This is a genomic window from Planktothrix prolifica NIVA-CYA 540, assembly GCF_963864145.1.
GTDB lineage: Bacteria > Cyanobacteriota > Cyanobacteriia > Cyanobacteriales > Microcoleaceae > Planktothrix > Planktothrix agardhii.
In genome coordinates this window covers 4719267-4740349 of sequence record NZ_CAWLTW010000001.1, presented here as the reverse complement: position 1 = coordinate 4740349, position 21083 = coordinate 4719267, and the positions used below count along the sequence as shown (strand labels likewise).

Genomic DNA, 21083 nt, shown 5'->3' with positions numbered 1-21083 from the left:
TTGGCTTAATTAAGTCGATAAAAAGGTGAAAAAACCTTAATTGAATAGGGATAATTTGTTATAATTACTAATAAATTATCAGAAAAATAATCCAAGATAATTCAATATAGAGATGAGATGATAGAACTGCTTACTTATTTTGGTTGTCTAGCTATATTTATGAGTAACTTTGAGTAAGTTTAGATCAGTTTTTTGTTTCTGTATTTACCCCCGTTAACTCAATCAGTCTTTTCAGGGTGGTTACTTTTTCCCGATGAATGGGTGCAAACCATTCTAGGTTCATAACCATTACTTCCAGAGTATAACTATCTGGATTTAAGTAAATTCCTGCTGCCCGATTTAGATCTAGTTCCACTACCCAATATTCTATCCCATCTACCAAATGCAGTTTTCCCCGTTTTTCTAACTCTAAAAGGGCATGATCTTTAGGACTAGCCCAATTTGCATCCACCATTAACCGGGCTTGAGAAATACGATGCTCGATATTTTCCATTTTCCACTGATTGTGTTCAGCGATTCTATACAGTTGTTCTAGCTCAATCTCACCAAATTTTGTCGATAGGGGAATCGGTTTGAGTGAACCATTTGCACTGAGAAAGGTTTGAGTTGATTTGGTAGCCACAATCATGTTCGTTATTCTCACGGATAAAATATTTTAACTTGTGTTCCTATAATCTAACAATTTCTGGTAAATGTCAGTGATTGTAAAAGGGTTATGGTTGTGATGTGTCGATCTGATCTCCGTGATAACACGCAGAATCTGTTCTGACTGAATTAACATTGCCAGAGTGACATAGATCACAAACCAGGGTTAGTTGGGATAATATGGATAATGATTATTTTTTATATTAATCTTAATAAAAAAAGGTTGCAATTTGGAGAGTTAAGAAAGGCTATTACGAGTTAAAAAATTAATTATTCCATGTTTATTGTGAATTATATACCTGTTCCATAATTGCCAATTGATAGATTTCACGGGATTCCTGCTTAACTTTTCCTGACATGGCAGCCAACTGCAAATTAGCAAAGGCATGGACATCCTCAGAATCATAATGGGTAGTTTGTAGCATTCGTCTTAATTGGTTTTCCTTATGCAAGGTCAGATAGCCCGCAGCCATCACTTCTTGAACCACATCACGAACACGAATACAAGTCATAGTACATTCCTACCGTTGAAAAGTTCTGATAATACCTAGTGTCAGGGAGTTTTACAAAATTTGCCGTGATCCCAATACATTGACTCTACTGATATTTAGCATCAGAGTGGGGTGATAAGGAATAGGGTTTAATAGTGATCTTGATCAAAGTTGTCAAGATGATTGATTGCTAAGGGGTACACTGTCCTTTGTCTTGACCCACAGGGGAAAAGTTAGGGATCAGACGGCTATTGATTTCCTGTTCTGTCAACCAACCCTGGTTCCCTGCTTCTAGGGATGGGGCAACTGGGGTATTGGTCGGCGATGGTGGTGTGGCATCAACCGGAGATAACTCCCCATTAGTCGATGCTTTGGGAGTCGAACAAATTTTGACTTGCACCCAGATTCCCCCTTGAGGAGTAGACTGTTTTAGCTGAACCTGAAATACCGATCCCTGTGGAACAGTTCCCTTAACAGTGTTTTTACCAAATTCGGTGAGCAGAGTAATTCGCTTGGAATTGGCGGTCGGATTTCCCAATTTAATCAAGGATTGCAATTTTAACAGACTGGGCGCAGAGGCTTGAGGAGTAGGGATTGGAGGAATAGAAGGACTATCCGTAGGGGTGGGAGTGTCTATTAGTTGTGCTTGGGGATCATGGTTGAACACCCCTAACCCATAGAGCAATGCCCCTAGAATCCCTAATAAGACGGCAATACCCAGGGATAGGAACCAAATCTTATTCACCCCCGACTGAGCCGGTCTAGGGCGACCAATTACTGTTTCCATAGATGAATCTTCGGCATCACTGGTATCGGAAGAATCATCCCCTAAATCTTCGGTTAAAGGAACCACAGGAGGGATACAAACCTCTTTCTGGGCATCGGGATCATCCTTGGGAACTACCGTAATTAATAACAAGGCAATGGTGACGTTATCATGGCCATTTTGAGTATTGGCAATTTCAATCAGACGATCCCGAACCGTTACTAAATCCACTTCTTGACGCAAAACGGGTAAAATTTCCGCTTCCCAATATTGTTCCACCCGATCGCGATCGCTTAATCCATCAGAACATAATAAAAACACACAATCTTCATCCAGGGGAAACCGTTGTACCGTCGGATGCAGCGTCACCGATGACGTAATCCCCAGAGCTTGAATTAAAGCCCCAGAAGCCCCCTGTTGCAGAGCATCGCGATAGAGGGCGCAACCCAAACGCACCTGGCGAGAAGCCACATCATCATCCACCGTCACTTGATGACAACCACTGGAACTAATCCAATAAACCCGACTATCCCCTAAATGGGTTAAATAAACTTCATGAATATGGGCTAAAGCCATCACCAAGGTGGTTCCCATCCGTTCCCTACCTTGACGGTTTTCATCATCGTTGCGTTGACAAATCACGTCATTGGCGATGCAGATTGCCCGTTTTAATTTAGGCGTTAAGGATAATGGGTCCCAATTGGCTTGATGCAGAGGCATTTTTTCCACCTCCTGACGCAGAACATCAATCGCCATCGAAGATGCTACTTCTCCGCCATCCTGCCCCCCAATTCCATCACAAACAATAGCCAAAGCGGGTTCGCTCGGAGGAACTTCGATCGGTTGATCACCATTGGGATAGCAGGCATCCTCATTATGGGAACGAGTGGGGCCAGCATCGGTTCCAGCAGCAATCTCAATCTGACGATGATAACCCCGTCCACAAATAGAAAGGGCTTGATCCAATTGTTGGATCAGTTGGGTGGAGGTGCGTAATTCCCCTGATATCATTTGATGGGTCAGTTGTCGGAGGAATTTTTGGATTTGAGGCTGTGCGGTCGGAACCCACTGTTGCCAAAAATTACCCAACTGTTTGAGGGTGGCATTATGGATATCTGGGTCTAACTGCAATAACCGAACTAATCTTCCCTGAACCATGAGCAAATGGGAATTAAGCAAACTGGAAGCGACATTTTGACGGCAAAAGGGTTGCCAAATTTGAGCGATTTGCCATAACCAATTCAGTTGGCGCATTGCCGTTGCATCGGGCCACAGAGCCGCCAGTGTGGGCATTAGGGTTTCCCCATGGTCTGCAATCGGCCCTTTTTCTAAAAGGATGATCGGTTTATTAATTCCTCCCTTAGCTGGGGAGATAATTCCATAGACCTGCGGAATGTGCAACCGATAGGCAAATAATTTTAGATAGGGAGAAATCTGATCAGAAATCTCACTGGGTATTTCCGGCAACAGTTCTGGTCGCGTATCTACTACAATTCGATTGGTTTTGACCAGGTAGCGATCTGCGATCATCGTTCCCGAAGGCTGATCTTCGATCCCCTCGCCTACCGTCCACAGATATTGTTTTGCCACAGGATTTTGCATTTGGGTTCCTCACGCCTGGCGTTGCCACTCAAAAGTGATCTTCTAAAATTAGGATGGTTTATCGTTGTTATCTACCCCATAGGTTGAGGGCGATAACACCAGAACCACAATAGATGTCCAGTCCTGTCCAATTTTGATAACTCACCCTAAAAATTAGCACCAATTGGCAATCAAGATCAGGTAATCTGAACTATTGTAGCCTTTGAGCATCACCATCTGCTTGACCATTTGTTGTTAATTTTTCTTGGCTCTGGGCAAGGATGCTTACAGCATGAGTGATTCTCCCCCTAACCCCTCCGATGACCCTAATTTATTACCTTATTTGGAAATTAATGAACGCTTGACTCAACTCAAAAAGTCTCACGGTCACTATTACCAGATGATTAATTTAGAGGTTTGGGCTTTAATTGAAACCATGGATCAGTTTTTTCCAGGTTCTTGGAATCGATTTATGAATAACCGTCAACTTTCCATGAAACAATTCTTACGGCGTCAGCGATCGCAAAAACAATCCCCAGCACCCGATGAGTAGGCTGATTTGAGGGTGATCATAAGGTTTAGGGTATATACAAACTCACCATCAAGAGTCTGTATATGGTGAGTACAGACTCTTAATGGTCATAATTTTACTAATTGCCGACTCGGGGTAATCCCATACTATAGTTTACCGCCCGACAGTCGAGGTTATAGCTAATTTCACCTTTTTGGATCAGCGATCGCACTAAATGCTCTAAATCTGATCCAATTCGACGTAAATTATATTCGGTGAGGTCTTCGCCACTGAAAGCCTCGACTAAATCATCAAATTTGCGATAGACTTTTTGCACAGCCTGATCATTCCAGTTAAATTCGTTATCGGGATCAATATCCAAGGTTAATACTTGTTCATTGTCCACTAACTCCTCATCTTTAATTTCCGCCGTATAAATATGAATATGGCGAGTTGTTGATTTCAGCAGCATAAGCGGTTTAACTGAATAGATTTTATCTGGATTGTTTTTTATTTTGCCATTACTTTAGGAAATAATGACTAATTTTTGGGATCAAATTTTTGACTTTGCACTTACCACGGCCACCGACGTTGGACAACAGTTAATCCTCGATTTTGGCACAGTCCAAGCCTCGGAAAAAGCCGATGGTAGTTTAGTTACCCAGTCTGATCAGTGGGCTGATCAAGAAATTCGCACTCGGATTACTAATACTTTTCCTCAGCATGGGGTGATTAGTGAAGAAGCTGAACATATTTTTCCCAATACGGACTGGTGTTGGGTGATTGATCCTTTAGATGGTACAACTAATTTTGCCAGAGGTATTCCAATTTGGGGGATTTCTCTAGGATTACTTTATCAAGGTACTCCGGTATTTGGTTTGATTCATTTACCGCCTCTACATCAAACTTTTCATGGGTTTTGGTATGGTGCATCGGGATTAACTGGCCCAGAAGGAGCTTTTTTAAATGGTAAACCCATTCATGCTAGTTCTGATACCTTGAGTTCTAATCACTTTTTTAACCTCTGTTCTCGAAGTATTGCGATCGCTCCCCAAATTCCTTGTAAAATTCGGATGTTAGGCATGGCGGCTTATAATTTCCTCACGGTTGCCTTCGGTGCAACATTAGGGGGAGTGGAAGCTACTCCTAAAATTTGGGATATCGCCGGAAGTTGGGTCATTGTTAAAGCGGCGGGTGCGGTTTGGTGTCCTCTCTCTCCCGAACCCTTTCCCTTAGAAGTGAGTCGAGATTATGGTACTCAATCCTATCCTACATTAGTTGTCAGTCAGGCTGAATTATTATCGGTATTTCAACCCTTAGCCCAGCTATAATGTAATCCTTGGTGCTATAACTGGACTCTTCAGAAATCCCCTTGTCTTCAGAATGGGGAAGCTTAACCTTCCCTTTTCAACTTTTTGTTACGATCCCTTCCCAAAATGCCCAAATTAGTTGACATTAGTTAACGATTATCTCAATTTATGAAGGAGCTATTCAACAATGGCATTAACAGATACTCAGGTGTACATTGCCCTGGTTGTTGCCTTGATCCCCGGAATTTTGGCCTTCCGTTTGGCGACCGAACTGTATAAATAGAAACTTTCAAACTTATTAGTGAAAATTCACTGATAACGGGTCAATTTATAAATCTGTCTCGACAAAAACAACCCAAATAGCAGACAATTAACCCCAAATGGGATAGAGTATTGTGTGTTAACTCGGTAACGGTGTCGGGACAGTTTTTTTTGGAATCCGCATCGGATGTTAATTCTTAACCCGTTTTGGGGAAAGCTAGAACCCTCTCCTGCTGTTGGTGTTCCGTTGGTTGTGACGTTATTGACATCCGCCCCGCCGTAAACGGACGGGGATTCCATCTATTTCAACAAATCAACCCTTCGACAAACTCAGGAGACAACTGTTGAAATGCTGGTGGGTTGACGCTTCGCCGAGATGCGCTTTCCTTGGAAAGTCTAACCTTCTCTCCACGTCCGTTTAAAGTCTCCGTGCATCCCTCCGGCGACACTTCGACCTGGCTCAGTGCAGGCTTTGATATTAATTGCAGCATTAACATCTCGATCGTGAGAAGTGCCACAATTTAAACAAATCCAATCTCTTACAGACAAATCTAATTTGCCAATTTTGAACCCACAACAAGAGCAAGTCTTTGATGTAGGTTCCCATCGGTCTATCACTCGGAAATCTCTACCATATTTCTCCGATTTAGCTTCTAGGAAAGTTCTAAAACTTCTCCACCCTAAATCAGAAATAGCTCTTGATAATTTCCGGTTCTTAACCATTCCCGAAACATTCAAGTCTTCCAAGACTATTGTTTGGTTTTCACGAACAATCTGGGTAGACAATTTATGCAGGAAATCGGTGCGGGTATCAGAAACTTTGGCGTGAAGTTTAGCTAATCTTTTTCTAGCTTTTTCATGACGTTTAGACCCCTTGGTTTTCCGAGACAATTGCTTAGAAAATTTACGAAGCTCCTTGATTCGCTGTTTTAGCGGCTTAGGAGCTTTTATTTTTTGCCCATTACTTAATGTAGCAAAGGTGGTTATTCCCAAATCAATACCAACTGAATTTTCAGATTGTGGCAAGATTTCAGATTGAATTTCTACCACAAAACTCAGGAAGTATCGATCAGCACTGTCTTTGATAATTGTGACAGAACTGGGTTCAGAGGGTAGTTGCCTTGACCAAATTACATCAATCTTACCAATTTTAGCGAGATAAACCTTCTCGCTCTTGAAGGAAAATCCCAACTTGGTGAAATGGGCAGATTGCTGTGATTTTCGTTTCTTGAATTTTGGAGGTTTAACCCGTTGACCTTTTCTAGTTCCTTTGCAGGAATTGAAGAAATTTTGATAGGCTTGTTCTAGGTTGTTTAAGGATTGTTGCAAGGGAATTGCTGAAACTTCCGACAACCATTCCCGTTCTTCTAGCTTCTTGACTTGGGTGATGAATTGTTTCTGAAGTTCAGCATTTTTCGGTTTCTTATTCCCTCCTTTGTACTCGGAAATACAAAAAGCCAGTGCATCATTCCATACTACCCGCACACAACCAAATAACTTGGCTAATGCCAATTTTTGGGAAGGTGTTGGATAACATCTATAACGATATCTGGCTTTCATTTCTTTTGCTAAATCTACTTCTTTAGTATACACTAAAATTAGAATAAAAAGCCGTCGTGAAACGACGGGGCTTTAAACCCAAAATTTTCGGTAAAAAGATCATGTCTGCGATTCGACCTGTTCCCCAAATTATTCCATCTATTTCCCCTTCTCGCCGTCCCCGTGCGCGTCGAGCCGCCAAACGACGAACAATTCATAACCCGGGTCTACTTACGATTGAAACGACCATCAAGTTAGGTGTTAATCTAATTTTATCTGCTTTTGCCCTCTCTGCATTAATTCAGATTTTGCCCCAACATCGTTCGGCTTCAGAAAAACTTCAGGATATTCGGGCTGAGGTGAAAATGACAGAAGAAAGAGTAATCAAAGAAAGGGAAGAATTTACTCGCTATTTTGATCCCCAGCAAACTAAAAGTATTATGCAGGAACAGGGGAATCTGATTGATCCCACTCAAAAGCCGATTATTTTCTTAGAAAAACGTCCAAGCACCATCGCAGAATCAACGGAGGAACCAACAACCACTTACGCAGGTTTAGAATAGAACCTAGAAAAACTTTGTGCGGTGAAAATAGGGAGAATCAGATTTATGGAACGTTCAAAAATTGTTGCGTATATTACGGGTGGGATTTCAATTATTTTGGCGTTGGCTTATTTATTACTTGTCTCTGTATTAGATTTCCGAGGTGAAATGTTACCCGCACCCGTAAGTCAAATTCCATCGACTGTATTAGTTGAAAATATAGTAGGGAATCTAAGTGTCCACTTCCAATCTGTTATAGCAACCGCCAAGGCAGTTAGGACACCAGACGGATACTAGAACCCAGACGGTGAAGTATTTCCCCCCTATTCCCTGTTCTCGTTCGACAAGCTCACGACGCGGCCTGTGTTCCCTGTTCCCTTATAACATAAGTCTGGGAGCTTGAAAACTCAGTGTCTTCAGACCACCAGATGAAAAGTGACTCAGGGGGTTTTAACCCCCGTGAATATTTCTTCAATCTATGTTAATATATCCAGTAACAGGAAAAGGTAAACAACCTGTATAAAAACCTAGTCGCCTAACGGCAAAACGCTGAACCCTTCGACTGCGCTCAGGAGAGCCCTTGACAATTGAATCTATAGGGTTCTACTGCACAGTTCTAGTTTTCCCCCAGCAGTGGGTAAAAGATTCATGGGAGCTAGACGAACAGTTTTTAAGCAAAAAAGAACTCGCATTAATGCGAATAGGGTAGGGCATACCCGCTCTTTAGCTTGGGGAGAATCCCACCTCTGGTTAAAGCACTGCAAGGTACTTTGATTAAGTGGTTTCGTTGAACCAAGAATCGAGCGCGTCTTCAGACCTGAGAGTGTCAATTGTCCCACTTTAACTTAGTTTAATTTTAAAGCACTCACAGGGACATCATCCCAAGATTCAACGCTTCTTAGTACAGCAACCCAACCTTCTTGTTTTTGGGTTTCGGTTAGGTCTTTTTGAAAGGATTCATGACAGTCTTGAGCTTGCTTTTCATCGGAACAAGCAATACAAGAGTAAACAATTCCCATCGGATCAAGTTGTTCATTTACCCAAATTATCATTGTAAATCTTCTTCTCACCCCATATTAGTAAATTGCTTTCATTTTATATTAAATTGGGAAGAATTTGCCTATTTATTTTTTCCATATTGTGTTAAGGATTCTCCCGTTAAACGACAAATCCGCCAGTCGGGTAAAATTTTAGCTCCGATTTTTTGATAAAAATTAATAGCGGGTTGATTCCATTCTAAAACCGACCATTCTAAACGCCCATAGCCTCTGGATACTGCTAATTCTGCTAGATAGGTAATTAAGGCTTTCCCAATACCTTGACGACGATATTCAGCAAGTACAAATAAATCTTCTAAATACATTCCAGGTTGGGTTAAAAAGGTAGAATAATTATTGAAAAATAGAGCGAAACCCACGGCTTTCCCTTCAATTTCAGCTAAGATAGCTTCCGCATAACAAGGAGAACCAAATAAATGTTGTTTTAATGTTTCCGCATTTCCTGTTACTTCATGGGATAATTTTTCATATTCGGCTAAGGCTTGAATTAACTCAAATAAAACAGAAATATCCTCAATAGTTGCGGGTCGTAAAGTTGCGGATTTAGACATATAAATATTGAAGGTTTGACAATGACAAGAGAACGATTCTCTTGCTCATTATTGTACCACAATTTTAATCAATAATCAATTGATTATCTGATCCAACCTTTTAAGCGTTCAGCAACATTAGGACGGCGTAATTTTCGCATGGCTCGGGCTTGAATTTGTCGGACTCGTTCCCGGGATAAATTATAGACTCCACTGACTTCTTCTAAGGTGTAAGGAACGCCTGTAACTAATCCAAAACGCAGGGCTAAAACATCTTTTTCCCGTTCAGTTAAAACTGTTCCTAAAACCTCTAATAAATCCTGTCGCATCATCATTTCATTCATTTGAGCTTCAGGGGTTTGGGTTTCTTGATCTTCTAAAATATCCATTAATTCCGAGGTTTCTTCAGAACCAATTCGATGATTTAAAGATAGGGATTTACGGTGAACTTGTTCGAGTAAAATCACTTGTTCGGGGGTAATTCCCATCGCCTCCGCTAGTTCTGCTTGGGTGGGCTTTCGATGGAGCGATTGCTTTAAATCTCGATAGGTTAACTTCATTTTATTCAACTGTTCAACAATATGAACAGGTAAGCGAATTGTTCTCCCTTGATTAGCAATTGTGCGGGTAATTCCTTGACGAATCCACCAATAGGCGTAGGTCGAGAATTTATAGCCTTTATCGGGATCAAATTTTTCGGTGGCGCGGTTGAGTCCCAAGGCTCCTTCTTGAATTAAATCTAATAATGGAACTCCTCGATTAATATAACGTTTAGCAATAGATACGACTAACCGTAAATTAGAACTAATCATCCGGTTTTTTGCAGCATTTCCTGATTGTAAACGATGTTTTAGTTCTGTTTCAGTTACTCCCACTAAAGTTGCGAGTTCTGGGGGAGTAGGTAAACGTCCTAATTCCAGGGTAAGTTGAGTTTGTTGGGCTTCGATTTTAACTAAACTTTGAATATGACGAGCGAGTTCGATTTCTTCATCGGGTTTGAGTAAAGGATAACGCGCCATCCGTTTAAACAGTGCGGCGATGGCGTCATCTCCAGATGCAGTCGCTTCTATAATCGGAAAAAATGTGGCATTCTGTGGATTCATTGTATCCTCCAGGTTAAGATTCGCCATGACAGAATGGTTTTGACGATCTAGAATTTGAGCAGTCTACTTTTAGTTTTCCCCATCCTTAAAATCTTGAGTCCGATTTAAAGATCAGGAAATACTATCCATCACTACTTGATGCTGGTTCTATTATAGAAGACTTGTTGAAAAGACAGGGAAATCCTTGGTATGGTTTTAATCAACCCCATAATTTACTCATTCATATTTCTTAATGTTGCTACCGCAGAAGGGGAAATTCGACTGAGGTAACGGAAAATCCAATATTTCATAATGGTATCCAAAATCACGGGAAAAGTGGCAATGAACAAAAAGATAAAGCTACGATTCGGCGCAATTCCAAGGTGATTAGAAAATCCCTCTAATAGAACTTCCCAACCATGGGGAGAGTGAAAACCGACAAAGATATCCGTGAGTAAAATAATAATAAATGCCTTAGCACTATCACTCAAATCATACATGACCGTATCGAGCAAGGATTTTAAGGAGGCTAACCCTTGGCGATTGAAAATAATTACTAACGCAAAGGCAATTAATCCCACGAAATCCGCAAAAATATTACTAATCGCTTCACTGCTTCTGTGATTAAAGTCTTGGGCAATTTCCTCGGCTTTTTCTGCCATTTTCTTTTCAACTTCTTCGGCTTCAATAGCGGGAGTTTTGTAAAGTAAACTGCTCATTTGCAGTTCTTCTTCATAGGACTTTAACTCATGAAGGGCTTCTTCTTTCATTTCTGGGTTAAGAAATAAAGCCACTTGATGGGTTTGTCGATAGTGTTCTACTAGGGGAATAAAGACAAAGTTTTTAGATAGTTGTTGTGATAAAAGGGGAATTAAAATAAGCAGCAATAGGAAATTAATCGCTGATTTTGTTTTTTTTCGGGATGCTCGGTAACTATTCATTAACCGTTCTTCGGAGCCATCATCTAATTCCGTTTGGATCTTTTGAAACGTGCGTCCAATCGAACGGGGTAAAGTCCCACTTTTTTTTCCTTTAAACATTTCTCCAGAGGCTTGAACTTCTACAAAATCCAGAGGGGATAAACCCGATGGGTCATTAGATTTTCCGTTGTTTAGTTTGTTTTCAGATGTAAACCGAGAGTCATCAGATGATAAGGGGAAACCGGGAGAATCATATTGATATTTATCAACAACTTCATCAATAAATCTTAATTTATCAATAAATTCTATGTTTCCCGAATTGTCTAAACTCCGGGTTAGTTTGAATTCATTTAGTTTGAATTTAATCGTGTTCAAATGCCGCTCAACATCCTTAATAAAGCACTCTAAAACACTGGGACTATATTGGGGTGCGTCTTCGGAAACTTTTCGACCCCCAAAACGCTGATCTTCTATGGTTTTTATCGCTAAAGCAGCTTGATAGGCTTGTTCTAACGCCCGTTCTGGGGTTTTATGAAACCATTGATTACTGGATTTAAACACATTCGAGAATCGAGTGCCTAAACTACCTTTTTGAACTTTGATAATAGAATTACTCATCTGGATGGTGTTGGCTAGAACAGAATAATAACAGGACTTTAACTTGGATTTATTATCGCCAAGAGGTCAGGGACGGGAAAGGGTTCTTGTTCAAGAGGAACAAACTGATTTTGTTTAACATCATACGCTAAAATTCGTCCAGTTTCAATTTCATAAACCCAAGCATGAAGGTGGAGTTTTCCAGCGTGTAACCTAGACCTAACAACTGGATAGGTTTCTAGGTTGGCAATTTGATTTAAAACATTAGTTTGGGTGGCAATACTTAACAATTCTTCTCCCGAATATTCTGAATAATTCTCTCGAATGATCCGACGAATAGATTCTCCATAAAGTTTTAACCAATCATAGACTAATGGCATTTCATCACACAAACTTTGGAGTTGAAGTAATCCTTTGATACTACCACACAGGGAATGTCCACAGATGATAATTTCTTTAATATTCAAGGCTTGAACTGCATATTCAATTCCGGCTCCTTCACTACTGTTTGAAGTTCCGTAAGGAGGAATAATATTACCCATATTGCGAATAATAAAGATTTCTCCGGGTTCAGTCTGAGTCAGCAAGTTGGGAGCAATCCTAGAATCACAACAAGTGATAAATAAAATCTCAGGGGTTTGACCGCGAGAGAGGCGTTGAAATAAGTCTTGGTGGGCTTTGAAATAATTCTGTTGAAAATCATTCAAACCACTAATAATGCGTTTAATCGGCATAAATATGTCCTCAATCACTAACCATTCGAGATCCGGTCAACTGCTAACTGATAACTGATTCGGTGTCAATGTATACTGTCCTAAAATCCCTTTAGTGGATTACCCATTTGGCATCACCCACTAAACACATTCCACCGACTTTTTTGAGTAAAGGTGTGATTAACTCAACCAGGACATTAAGTTGTTTTTCATCGATACAAACGGTCATGATATAGCTGCTCGTAAAATTGCAGTCTAAATCAGAACAGTAAATACCCCGATCCCCTTTCCCAGAGGTATCTTTAATCACGGTATATCCAGAGACTTTGACCTGATCTAAAATATCCAGGGCATCCTGAACATGAAATGTATCAATAATGATTTCTACTTTTCTGATATCTTGCATACTAAATTAACAATTCTAGTAGTGAATCCAAGTTGCATCGTTAACTAAACACACTCCTCCCAATCGCTTCAGCAGAGGGGTGACGCTGGAAATAATTTGCTCAAGTTGTTTTTCGTTGGTGCAAACCGTCATAATATAAGTGTTGCTAAATACTTCTCCGAAATCATCATTAGCAAAACCGCGATCGCCTTTTCCAGACGTATTTTTGATCACGGTATATACTATAACTTTCGCTTGGTCTAGTTTTTCTAAAACTTGATTAACTTCAAAACTACCAATGATGATTTCAACTTTTTTTACCGCTTGCATTCTCTAGGCTCCAATGAGTTTGATGAGTTCTAAATACAGGGGAATTCCCACAATAATATTGAAAGGAAATGTCAAAGCTAGTGCCATGGAAACGTAAATACTAGGGTTGGCTTCGGGAATAGTCATTCGCATGGCGGCGGGAACAGCAATATAGGAAGCACTGGCACAGAGAACCGTAAAAAGTAATGTGTTTCCTTCACCAAATCCTAAGACTTTACCAATAATAATTCCCAAAATTGCATTAGCAACGGGAATAAAAACAGAAAAAGCAATTAAAAATGATCCGGCTTTTTTCAATTCTCGAATTCGTTTTGCGGCCACCAATCCCATATCTAAAAGGAAAAAGGTTAAAGCACCATAGAAAATACCTTCGGTAAATGGTTGTAATTTTTCCCAGCCTTTTTCTCCGGTTAACAGTCCGACAATTAAACTACCAACCAATAGAAAAACGGAACCATTTAAAAAGGATTCATGTAGAACTTTTCCCCAAGAAAAAGCCTCATTTTCACCCTCTTTAGCCGGGGCAAAAACCCGTACCAAAACAATCCCAATAATAATTGCTGGAGATTCCATTAAGGCTAAGGCCGCCACCATGTGTCCGCCATATTCAATGTGCAATTTTTCCAGGAAGGAACTGGCAGTAATAAATGTCACGGCACTAATGGAACCATAGGTCGCTGCAATCGCCGCCGCATTATACGCATCCAATTTTAGGCGCAAAATAAAAAAGCTATAGGCAGGAACCACAAGAGCCATGATAATCGAAGCCATCAGGGTTAAGGCAATTTGGGTATTAATTCCACTTTCTGATAACTCGTAGCCCCCTTTAAATCCAATTGCCAATAACAAATATAACGAAAACAGTTTGGGTAAAGGCGGAGGAATTTCTAAATCCGATTTACAAAAGACGGCTAACACCCCCAGAAAGAAAAACAGTACCGGAGGGTTAAGGATATTAAATAAAATCAGGCTTCCATCCATAAATTAGAGTTTGGGTGTAGATGATATAAAAAATCTTAATCAAGATTAAATAGAATATACTCAGAGAAGGGTAAAAAAATTCTAAGAATCTTCTTAATTAAGACTTTAGCACTAAAACTTAGTTTAAAAATAATTCTGGCAAGATTTTATATTCAAAATATAGGCTTAAAAGGGAACACCGGATCTGGGGTAATACTTCTGGCTGTTTCATGTCAGTATTAAAATGTTACAACCTATTTAGGATTGCTATATATCTAAAATCATCTTCTACCAGTAAAACGTGCATTGCTTCTGATTCCTATTTCACCCTAGTCAACTCAACTTAATTCTATAAAAGATTTTACCTTGAATTAGGTTATAAAACATAGTGACTTTTTTAAGGTTGTCGCTCTTTTGGCAATTCTGATCAAATTCCTAGGGGAATTATTAAGATTTGTTACAATTGACAATGATCGTCACCTTTACTTGTATAATGATTAGTTGTTGGTGGTAAATTTTTTTTTGACCAAAAATCCCCCTTGAAAGAGGACGCTAAATTTAGGTAGCTTTCCTTTGAATTTTTTTTGCTAACGTCCTCTCTAATATGGATAAAGCAACTTTTTGGCCCATTCATCACTCCTAAACCCATCAACACCTCAAAGAATTATTGATTTTGTGCATCCATCCTAGAGTTGAGTTGTGAAGTTCAACAAAAGGTTGAGAATATTACGATTCCAGGCAGAAATAAAAAGATTATGAGTATCAGACCTTTATAGAAGGTTCAACCTGTTTTGGATTCAGGCATTTTTACTCATTTCAACAGTTAAACATCCAGACTCATTGAGTTGAAAACTTTCCTCAATCTAAGGAGCATCCAGTTTTATGACGAGCAGCGCAACAGCATCACTGCTGTATTTTAATGGTATAGACGATAAGATTGATGTTGGCTACAACAATGAATTAAATCCCCAAACTTTTACAATTGAAGCTTGGGCATATTCCCGCACCTCAAATACAGGAATTGAACGCTCTGTATTAACTTCCCGTCCCGATAGTTATCGGTGGGGGTATATGTTTTATCAAGCTTGCTATCAAGATAATTGGGAATTATGGCTGTTACCTCCAAATGGTGATTATCAAAAAATTCGCGGGCCAAAAGTTCAAGCCAATGTCTGGACTCATTTAGCCGCCACTTATGACCCAGGTTCGTCGGTAGCCCGGTTTTATATTAATGGCCAACAAGTCGCCCAACAAAACCTAAACTATCAACCTTCTGGGCCAACGGGTTCTAATCGTCAGAATATCTTACGCATTGGGTCAGGTTCTACGGAGTCGGGCTATTGTGTTGGGGGGAATTATTTCTTTAATGGTTATATTGATGAAGTTCGCGTCTGGAATAGCGTTCGCAGCGCACAAGATATTCAGGCGAAAATGAATCAACGCCTCACGGGTCAAGAAGCCAATTTAGTCGCCTATTGGCGGTTAAGCGATATTTCGGGCGCACAAGTTTCTGACCTCACAGGTCATGGTCATAATGGCAATATTTGTAAAGGTTCCATGGGTTCTCAGACTATTAACCCACCCTTTCCAGTACCCACTCCAGTACCCACTCCAGTACCCTTTCCAGTACCCACTCCAGTACCCACTCCACCCACTCCAGCACCCACTCCAGTACCCACTCCAGTACCCACTCCAGTACCCACTCCACCTCCTCTAACTTCAGGTCAATTTGATGTTGTCAGTACCTCAGAAACGGGCTATAACTTCACGAATACATCGGGTCGGGATATGACCTTTACCTTTTACCCGTCAGGAGAATGGAAACCTGCCTATTTTCTTCCTTATTATACTGCCGCAGGAGAAACGGGTTTTCCCTATCAACAATACATGGTTTATCCTCAACAGACATCCTTTGCACTGTTAGCAATTGACCTACAAACTAATACGGTTTTAGCCGAAATTAACGGGACAACTCAATTCGTAATTAAACCCGGACAAACTGTTGCTTTCCGCATCAATGATGTTGTGGGTTGTTATGCCGATAATTATGGGACTTTAACCGTTCAATGGTCAGCCGTTTAGGTTAATCTTAGAAACGGTAAATATTGAAGGAAAAGAGACGCTAAACAGTAGAAATATTATTGAGGTATTTCTACAAATTTGAAATTTATTTTGAACAACAGGAGAAGCAGTAGATGATTGTCGAGTTGCAATTTCGCACGCTATTAAATGGTCAGACTTTTGGAACAGGAACATTTAGTTATAACGGACAATATGCACCTGTTACTATTCTGCATCAAGGGGATTTAATTTCGTTTACTTATCAGGATGAAATTGTTGGTTCGCTTGACTTAAGCCACTTAGCAAATTTTGATTTTGTCTATCAAAGTGTTGACAATATTTGCGCTTTTAATATTGTTGTAGCCTCTGCGGATCGCACGCGATCGCTAACGGCTGGCCCCGCCCAACCTCACCTGACCCGACCCGGAACATCAGCCGATGTCGCTAAACCCCGTTCTCAAGTCGTAGAATTAGAGTGGCCTACCCCCAAAACCTCACCCCTAACACCTCCACCTACCCCAGTCCCCACTGAAATCCCAACACCTCCACCTACTCCAGTCCCCACTGAAATCCCAACACCTCCACCTATCGAACTTTATGGTGAATTTGATGTTGTCAGTACCTCAGAAACGGGCTATAACTTCACGAATATATCGGGTTGGGATATGACCTTTACCTTTACCCCGTCAGGAGAATGGAAACCTGCCTATTTTCTGCCCTACTATAATGCCGCAGGCTCTCCCGGTTTTCCCTATCAACAATACATGGTTTATCCTCAACAGACCTCCTTTGCACTGTTAGCAATTGACCTACAAACCAATACGGTTTTAGCCGAAGTTACCGGGCCAACTCAATTGGAAATTAAACCCGGACAAACGATTGCTTTCCGTATCAATGACGTTGTGGGTTGTTATACCGATAATTATGGGACTTTAACCGTTCAATGGGTAATCGGTTCGCTCAACCAATACCCATGTGGCCGTTAAACGCTTTCATCATTCTTGATTAATAACGGTCAGTAGGTTCTAGGTAAAATCCTGGATGAAGGAGAGTTAATTCTCTAGTTTTTTGTGATAAATTTGTCTTGAAATTCGACTTTATTTTCATAAAAAATGTTGACAACATTTTCTAATTGAATATAATGGTAGAATGGATTAATCCAATCAACTATGAGTTTCGTTCTGGTCTATCCATTGATTAATAATTAGGAGTAAAAACGATGTCTGCTGCCGCAAACTGGCCTTTTCCATTGCCTAATACTAAAGATTTAGTCAGCTTGTTAAATTGGCTATATCTTCAAGGAAAACGGGATTTTCCCTATAGCTATCTGTATGAAGCTAATCTAATTAATGCCAAACTTCCCTCGGTCGATCTTAGCTTTTCTTATATGTACAAAGCTAATTTATTAGGTGTGGATTTAATGGCAGCTAACTTAGGCTATAGCTTTTTTGCCTATAGCTATTTGGGTTATGCTAACCTCACCTACGCCTATTTTGGGTATGCCTATTTAGCCTATTCCAACTTAAATCATGCCAATTTGAGTTTTGCAAATTTGAGTAATTCTGATTTGAGTAATTCGGATTTAAGTTATGCAGATTTAACCAATGCTGATCTAAGCAATGCGGATTTAAGTTATGCAAATCTGACCGGTGCAAATCTAACCAATACCAAAATGACAGGTGTAACAATGGTGGGAGTTATTAAGTAAGTTATCCCCTAGGGTTTAAGCTGCACTTTACTTTCATCAGTTAGGTAGCCTAACCTTTAATCCTTGCTAAAAATGGAGTATGGAGGAGCAGGAATTATTTTTTGTTTCTCCCTATACTCCTAATTTTAATTCAGTCTAACCTATTGAAAAGGATTGAACATTATTATGACCAGCAATAATCCTCAAACCTCTCTCTTGTACTTTGATGGTGTTGATGACTATGTAGAAATTCAATACCAAACTCAATTAAATCCTCCCACTTTTACGCTAGAAGCTTGGGTTTTAGATTTGAGTATTCCTGATACAAACTTAGGAATTATCACTTCAGCACCGTCCACGAAAAATAACTCTAAATGGGGATATGATTTTGCCGAACAGACCGGACGTTCATTTTTTGCACTTCATGTTCCTGAAGGTAGTAACAATGCTAATGCAAATCCTTTACCCAAAAATGTTTGGACTCATCTGGCAGGAACTTATGATCCAGCAACTAAAAGCCAACTTTTTTATATCAACGGTAAACTTATAAAATCTTATACAAGTAGCTATAAGCCAGAACCCCCCCCATCTGCTGACATTTATAACCTGTTGCGACTAGGAACAGGATACATTGATCGATCAGGTTTTGGAGGTTGCTTCAAAGGATATATTGACGAAGTTCGTATCTGGAATATCGCTCGAACTGAACAACAAATTCAAGAAACCCTCAATAAACAATTAACAGGTAAAGAACCAAATTTAGTTGGATATTGGCGCTTAAGCAATATTTCTGGAAATAAAGTTACTGATTTAACTGGGAAAGGATTAGATGGAATCATTAATGGTAATCCTACCTCTCAATTAATTGATAACCCACCATTTACCACTCCCCAGCCAGAGAAAACAACAACCTTTGATGTTGATATCAAATCCCCCTCTGGTACGCCCTTTAAAAACGCTTTTGCTCAAGAAGTCAGCTTTAAAATTTCTGCTTCTGGAACCTGGAAACCCGCTAATTGGGAAGGTGTCGATTGTACGACCGCCGGATGGGAGGGTTTTGAATATCAAAATCTGATGAAATATCCTAACAATAATTCCTTTGCCTTGTTAGCAGTTGATGTGGAAACTAACACCGTTTTAGCAGAATTAGGGAGTGAAACAACTTTAGTCTTAAAACCCAGTCAAACCATTACCTTTGTTGTCAATGACATTCCTGGTAATGATGGCTATCAAGATAATACAGGACATCTCAGTGTCACTTCTGTTGCACAGATTCCCTAAAATTAGGTTGGGGAGTGTTGACTGTTGAAATGTTAACAGTTAACTCTATTTGTCCCCTTATCTTCCCCTATTCAAGATCAACTCGAAGCACATCCTCTGGTATATTATCAATCAAATAACTGTAGATTGGATGCTGTTGTTCTATGGTTGCAGGAATGGGAAAAACAGAAGTAGGCAACCAAGTTTGATCAAATTTGTTCCATAAATCTTGTAACTCTGGACGAATGGCACTATCCGCCAAAAAATTCATCACAACCCCATAAATTGCGGTTAAATTTGGTAAAGTTCCTTGAATATAAATTTTACCGATAACGACCGCAGCATCTAACGATAACCGTCCCTGAATAATGGCCCTTAAAGTTTCAGCATCAGTACAAAAATCGACGGTCGAAACGTCAAAGAGAGGTTCAATTTCAACTTGTAATTGTTCACCCCCATGCGCCTTTAATTGTAAAGGAATGCCATCTAGTTCAATGACTGCGGATTTTCCTGAAACTGCCAGGACAAAACCATCCCAAGTTGAGCCTCCCTGAGTGCGAACTAGAAATACTAATTCCTCTAACCATTCCTTTAATTGTTGCTGACGTTCTCTCAATAAATTAACCATCTTTAGGAGTTAAAAATGAATTTTATTTGAACCGAAATCTATGGCTAATATAGCATAAAAATTGATCGATGAAAACCCCAGCAACCCCTATCACCTATTTGAACGGTAACGAGTGAGTAAGAACCGATGTTTAATCAAACTATTATTAATGAAGCCTTACAAAATTCCCGTTCTGCTATTGTTAGTAAAATTCAGGAATTTGTGGATAGCAAACGTCAAAGCACAGGTGCTTATACTCCTTTATATGATTTATTAACCGATTATCCCTTCCGCATGGGAAAAATGCTCAGACCCACTATTTGTATTAGTGTAGCTCGTGCTGTTGGAGGCATGGGACAATCTGCTTTAGCAACTGCTGCCGCCTTAGAACTTTATCATAATGCGTTTTTGATTCATGATGATATTGAAGATGGCTCAGAATCTCGACGGGGAAAAGAAACATTACATTCTAGGATTGGGATTCCTCGCGCCATTAATGTCGGAGATGCGACTAATGTTTTAGCTGTGGGTTTATTATTAGAAAATCTATCTTTCTTGGGAGTGACAAAAACCCTAAATATTCTCCATGAAATTGAAGTTATGGCACAACAATCCGTTGAAGGACAGGCAATGGAATTAGATTGGGTAGCCGATAATGCCGCCTATTTAACGGATCAAGATTATTTTATCATGTGTGTTAAAAAAACCTGTTGGTATTCGTTTATGACACCTTGTCGGATTGGGTTGATTATCGGAAATCCTAATGCTAACGCCCGGGAATTAATCAAACCTTTAGCTGATTTAACTCGATTTGGAATGCTCCTAGGAATTGCCTTTCAAATTCAAGATGATCTCTTAAATCTGGTTGGGGAAATCGAAACCTATGGCAAAGAAATTGGAGGAGATATTTATGAAGGAAAACGCACGGTGATGTTAAATCACGTCATTACCCATAGCAAACCCCAAGAAGCAGAAAAAATTCTCAATATTTTAGCAATTCCAAGAGAAAAGAAAACTCCAGATCAAATTGAGTTTATTTTGCAATTGATGCGAAATTATGGCAGTATAGAACATGGTTGGGATTTAGCTCGTTCCTATGCGAATCAATCCGCAGAACTGTTCGAATCTCTGGATTTCCTTCAAGCTGAAACTCCCGTCCATCCAGAGGAAAAATTAATTTCAGAATATCATGATCGACGATTCTTAGAAGAATTGATAAATTATGTAATTTATCGCAATTTATAATC

At 39.9% G+C, this 21083-nt stretch carries 24 protein-coding genes; 10 read left to right on the top strand and 14 right to left on the bottom strand.

Annotated features, from left to right (window positions below; genetic code table 11):
• Positions 1-184 precede the first annotated feature (184 nt).
• The 3 genes from AC559H_RS21045 to AC559H_RS21035 all read right to left on the bottom strand — a co-directional run bounded on the left by AC559H_RS21045 (position 185) and on the right by AC559H_RS21035 (position 3504).
• Positions 185-628: a hypothetical protein gene (locus AC559H_RS21045; protein ID WP_026788234.1), complete on the bottom strand. Its 444-nt coding sequence runs from the start codon at positions 626-628 to the stop codon at positions 185-187.
• A gap of 298 nt (positions 629-926) precedes the next feature.
• Entirely contained in the window at positions 927-1157 is a 231-nt protein-coding gene (locus AC559H_RS21040; protein WP_026788235.1) for a hypothetical protein, read from the bottom strand.
• Between the two features lie 169 nt (positions 1158-1326).
• Positions 1327-3504 (bottom strand): PP2C family protein-serine/threonine phosphatase, encoded by a 2178-nt coding sequence (locus AC559H_RS21035; RefSeq protein WP_027249820.1) that lies wholly within the window; start codon positions 3502-3504, stop codon positions 1327-1329.
• 271 nt (positions 3505-3775) lie between these two features.
• Between AC559H_RS21035 and AC559H_RS21030 the strand changes: the two genes are divergently transcribed.
• Positions 3776-4036 (top strand): hypothetical protein, encoded by a 261-nt coding sequence (locus tag AC559H_RS21030; protein ID WP_026798590.1) that lies wholly within the window; start codon positions 3776-3778, stop codon positions 4034-4036.
• A 97-nt stretch (positions 4037-4133) separates the two neighbouring features.
• Here AC559H_RS21030 and AC559H_RS21025 read toward each other — a convergent pair whose 3' ends face one another.
• On the bottom strand, positions 4134-4466 hold the full coding sequence (locus AC559H_RS21025) for an NAD(P)H-quinone oxidoreductase subunit M (RefSeq protein ID WP_026788237.1): 333 nt from the start codon (positions 4464-4466) through the stop codon (positions 4134-4136).
• A gap of 64 nt (positions 4467-4530) precedes the next feature.
• Here AC559H_RS21025 and AC559H_RS21020 point away from each other — a divergent pair, with 64 nt between their 5' ends.
• On the top strand, positions 4531-5325 hold the full coding sequence (locus tag AC559H_RS21020; RefSeq protein WP_026795039.1) for an inositol monophosphatase family protein: 795 nt from the start codon (positions 4531-4533) through the stop codon (positions 5323-5325).
• A gap of 166 nt (positions 5326-5491) precedes the next feature.
• A complete protein-coding gene (gene psaM, locus AC559H_RS21015) occupies positions 5492-5587 on the top strand; it encodes a photosystem I reaction center subunit XII (protein ID WP_026788242.1) in 96 nt (31 codons plus the stop codon).
• Positions 5588-5961: 374 nt separating this feature from the next.
• On the opposite strand, the gene AC559H_RS21010 is transcribed toward psaM, so the two are convergent.
• On the bottom strand, positions 5962-7158 hold the full coding sequence (locus AC559H_RS21010) for an RNA-guided endonuclease InsQ/TnpB family protein (RefSeq protein ID WP_330949031.1): 1197 nt from the start codon (positions 7156-7158) through the stop codon (positions 5962-5964).
• A 68-nt stretch (positions 7159-7226) separates the two neighbouring features.
• On the opposite strand from AC559H_RS21010, the gene AC559H_RS21005 reads away from it, so the two are divergent.
• Together AC559H_RS21005 and AC559H_RS21000 are read left to right on the top strand one after the other, a co-directional pair.
• Positions 7227-7667 carry a slr1601 family putative cell division protein gene (locus tag AC559H_RS21005; protein WP_026788243.1) on the top strand — a complete coding sequence of 147 codons (441 nt, stop codon included), beginning with the start codon at positions 7227-7229 and terminating at the stop codon, positions 7665-7667.
• A 45-nt stretch (positions 7668-7712) separates the two neighbouring features.
• Positions 7713-7943 (top strand): hypothetical protein, encoded by a 231-nt coding sequence (locus AC559H_RS21000; RefSeq protein ID WP_026795040.1) that lies wholly within the window; start codon positions 7713-7715, stop codon positions 7941-7943.
• A 548-nt stretch (positions 7944-8491) separates the two neighbouring features.
• On the opposite strand, the gene AC559H_RS20995 is transcribed toward AC559H_RS21000, so the two are convergent.
• The 8 genes from AC559H_RS20995 to AC559H_RS20960 all read right to left on the bottom strand — a co-directional run bounded on the left by AC559H_RS20995 (position 8492) and on the right by AC559H_RS20960 (position 14242).
• Entirely contained in the window at positions 8492-8698 is a 207-nt protein-coding gene (locus AC559H_RS20995; RefSeq protein WP_026788244.1) for a hypothetical protein, read from the bottom strand.
• Between the two features lie 68 nt (positions 8699-8766).
• Positions 8767-9255: a GNAT family N-acetyltransferase gene (locus tag AC559H_RS20990; protein ID WP_026795041.1), complete on the bottom strand. Its 489-nt coding sequence runs from the start codon at positions 9253-9255 to the stop codon at positions 8767-8769.
• 83 nt (positions 9256-9338) lie between these two features.
• Positions 9339-10337: an RNA polymerase sigma factor, RpoD/SigA family gene (locus AC559H_RS20985; protein WP_026788246.1), complete on the bottom strand. Its 999-nt coding sequence runs from the start codon at positions 10335-10337 to the stop codon at positions 9339-9341.
• Positions 10338-10549: 212 nt separating this feature from the next.
• Positions 10550-11854, bottom strand: coding sequence for a proton extrusion protein PcxA (locus tag AC559H_RS20980; RefSeq protein WP_036831257.1), 1305 nt, complete (start codon positions 11852-11854; stop codon positions 10550-10552).
• A 38-nt stretch (positions 11855-11892) separates the two neighbouring features.
• Positions 11893-12567, bottom strand: coding sequence for a carbonic anhydrase (locus AC559H_RS20975; RefSeq protein ID WP_026788248.1), 675 nt, complete (start codon positions 12565-12567; stop codon positions 11893-11895).
• Between the two features lie 91 nt (positions 12568-12658).
• On the bottom strand, positions 12659-12952 hold the full coding sequence (locus AC559H_RS20970; RefSeq protein ID WP_026795043.1) for a P-II family nitrogen regulator: 294 nt from the start codon (positions 12950-12952) through the stop codon (positions 12659-12661).
• 15 nt (positions 12953-12967) lie between these two features.
• Positions 12968-13261 (bottom strand): P-II family nitrogen regulator, encoded by a 294-nt coding sequence (locus tag AC559H_RS20965; protein WP_026795044.1) that lies wholly within the window; start codon positions 13259-13261, stop codon positions 12968-12970.
• 3 nt (positions 13262-13264) lie between these two features.
• Positions 13265-14242 (bottom strand): sodium-dependent bicarbonate transport family permease, encoded by a 978-nt coding sequence (locus AC559H_RS20960; RefSeq protein ID WP_026795045.1) that lies wholly within the window; start codon positions 14240-14242, stop codon positions 13265-13267.
• A gap of 861 nt (positions 14243-15103) precedes the next feature.
• Between AC559H_RS20960 and AC559H_RS20955 the strand changes: the two genes are divergently transcribed.
• The 4 genes from AC559H_RS20955 to AC559H_RS20940 all read left to right on the top strand — a co-directional run bounded on the left by AC559H_RS20955 (position 15104) and on the right by AC559H_RS20940 (position 19250).
• Complete coding sequence (locus AC559H_RS20955) at positions 15104-16303, top strand: LamG domain-containing protein (protein ID WP_026795046.1); 1200 nt, start codon at positions 15104-15106, stop codon at positions 16301-16303.
• 113 nt (positions 16304-16416) lie between these two features.
• A complete protein-coding gene (locus tag AC559H_RS20950) occupies positions 16417-17268 on the top strand; it encodes a hypothetical protein (RefSeq protein WP_026795047.1) in 852 nt (283 codons plus the stop codon).
• 233 nt (positions 17269-17501) lie between these two features.
• On the top strand, positions 17502-17990 hold the full coding sequence (locus tag AC559H_RS20945) for a pentapeptide repeat-containing protein (RefSeq protein ID WP_051319459.1): 489 nt from the start codon (positions 17502-17504) through the stop codon (positions 17988-17990).
• 165 nt (positions 17991-18155) lie between these two features.
• The gene (locus AC559H_RS20940) at positions 18156-19250 is read left to right on the top strand and encodes a LamG domain-containing protein (RefSeq protein ID WP_026795048.1); all 1095 of its coding nucleotides are present in this window, start codon (positions 18156-18158) and stop codon (positions 19248-19250) included.
• A 67-nt stretch (positions 19251-19317) separates the two neighbouring features.
• Here the strand turns inward: AC559H_RS20940 and AC559H_RS20935 are convergent, their stop codons facing one another.
• Positions 19318-19857 carry a hypothetical protein gene (locus AC559H_RS20935; RefSeq protein WP_026795049.1) on the bottom strand — a complete coding sequence of 180 codons (540 nt, stop codon included), beginning with the start codon at positions 19855-19857 and terminating at the stop codon, positions 19318-19320.
• A gap of 126 nt (positions 19858-19983) precedes the next feature.
• Here AC559H_RS20935 and AC559H_RS20930 point away from each other — a divergent pair, with 126 nt between their 5' ends.
• Positions 19984-21081 (top strand): polyprenyl synthetase family protein, encoded by a 1098-nt coding sequence (locus tag AC559H_RS20930; RefSeq protein WP_081694756.1) that lies wholly within the window; start codon positions 19984-19986, stop codon positions 21079-21081.
• The last annotated feature ends 2 nt before the right edge of the window (positions 21082-21083 follow it).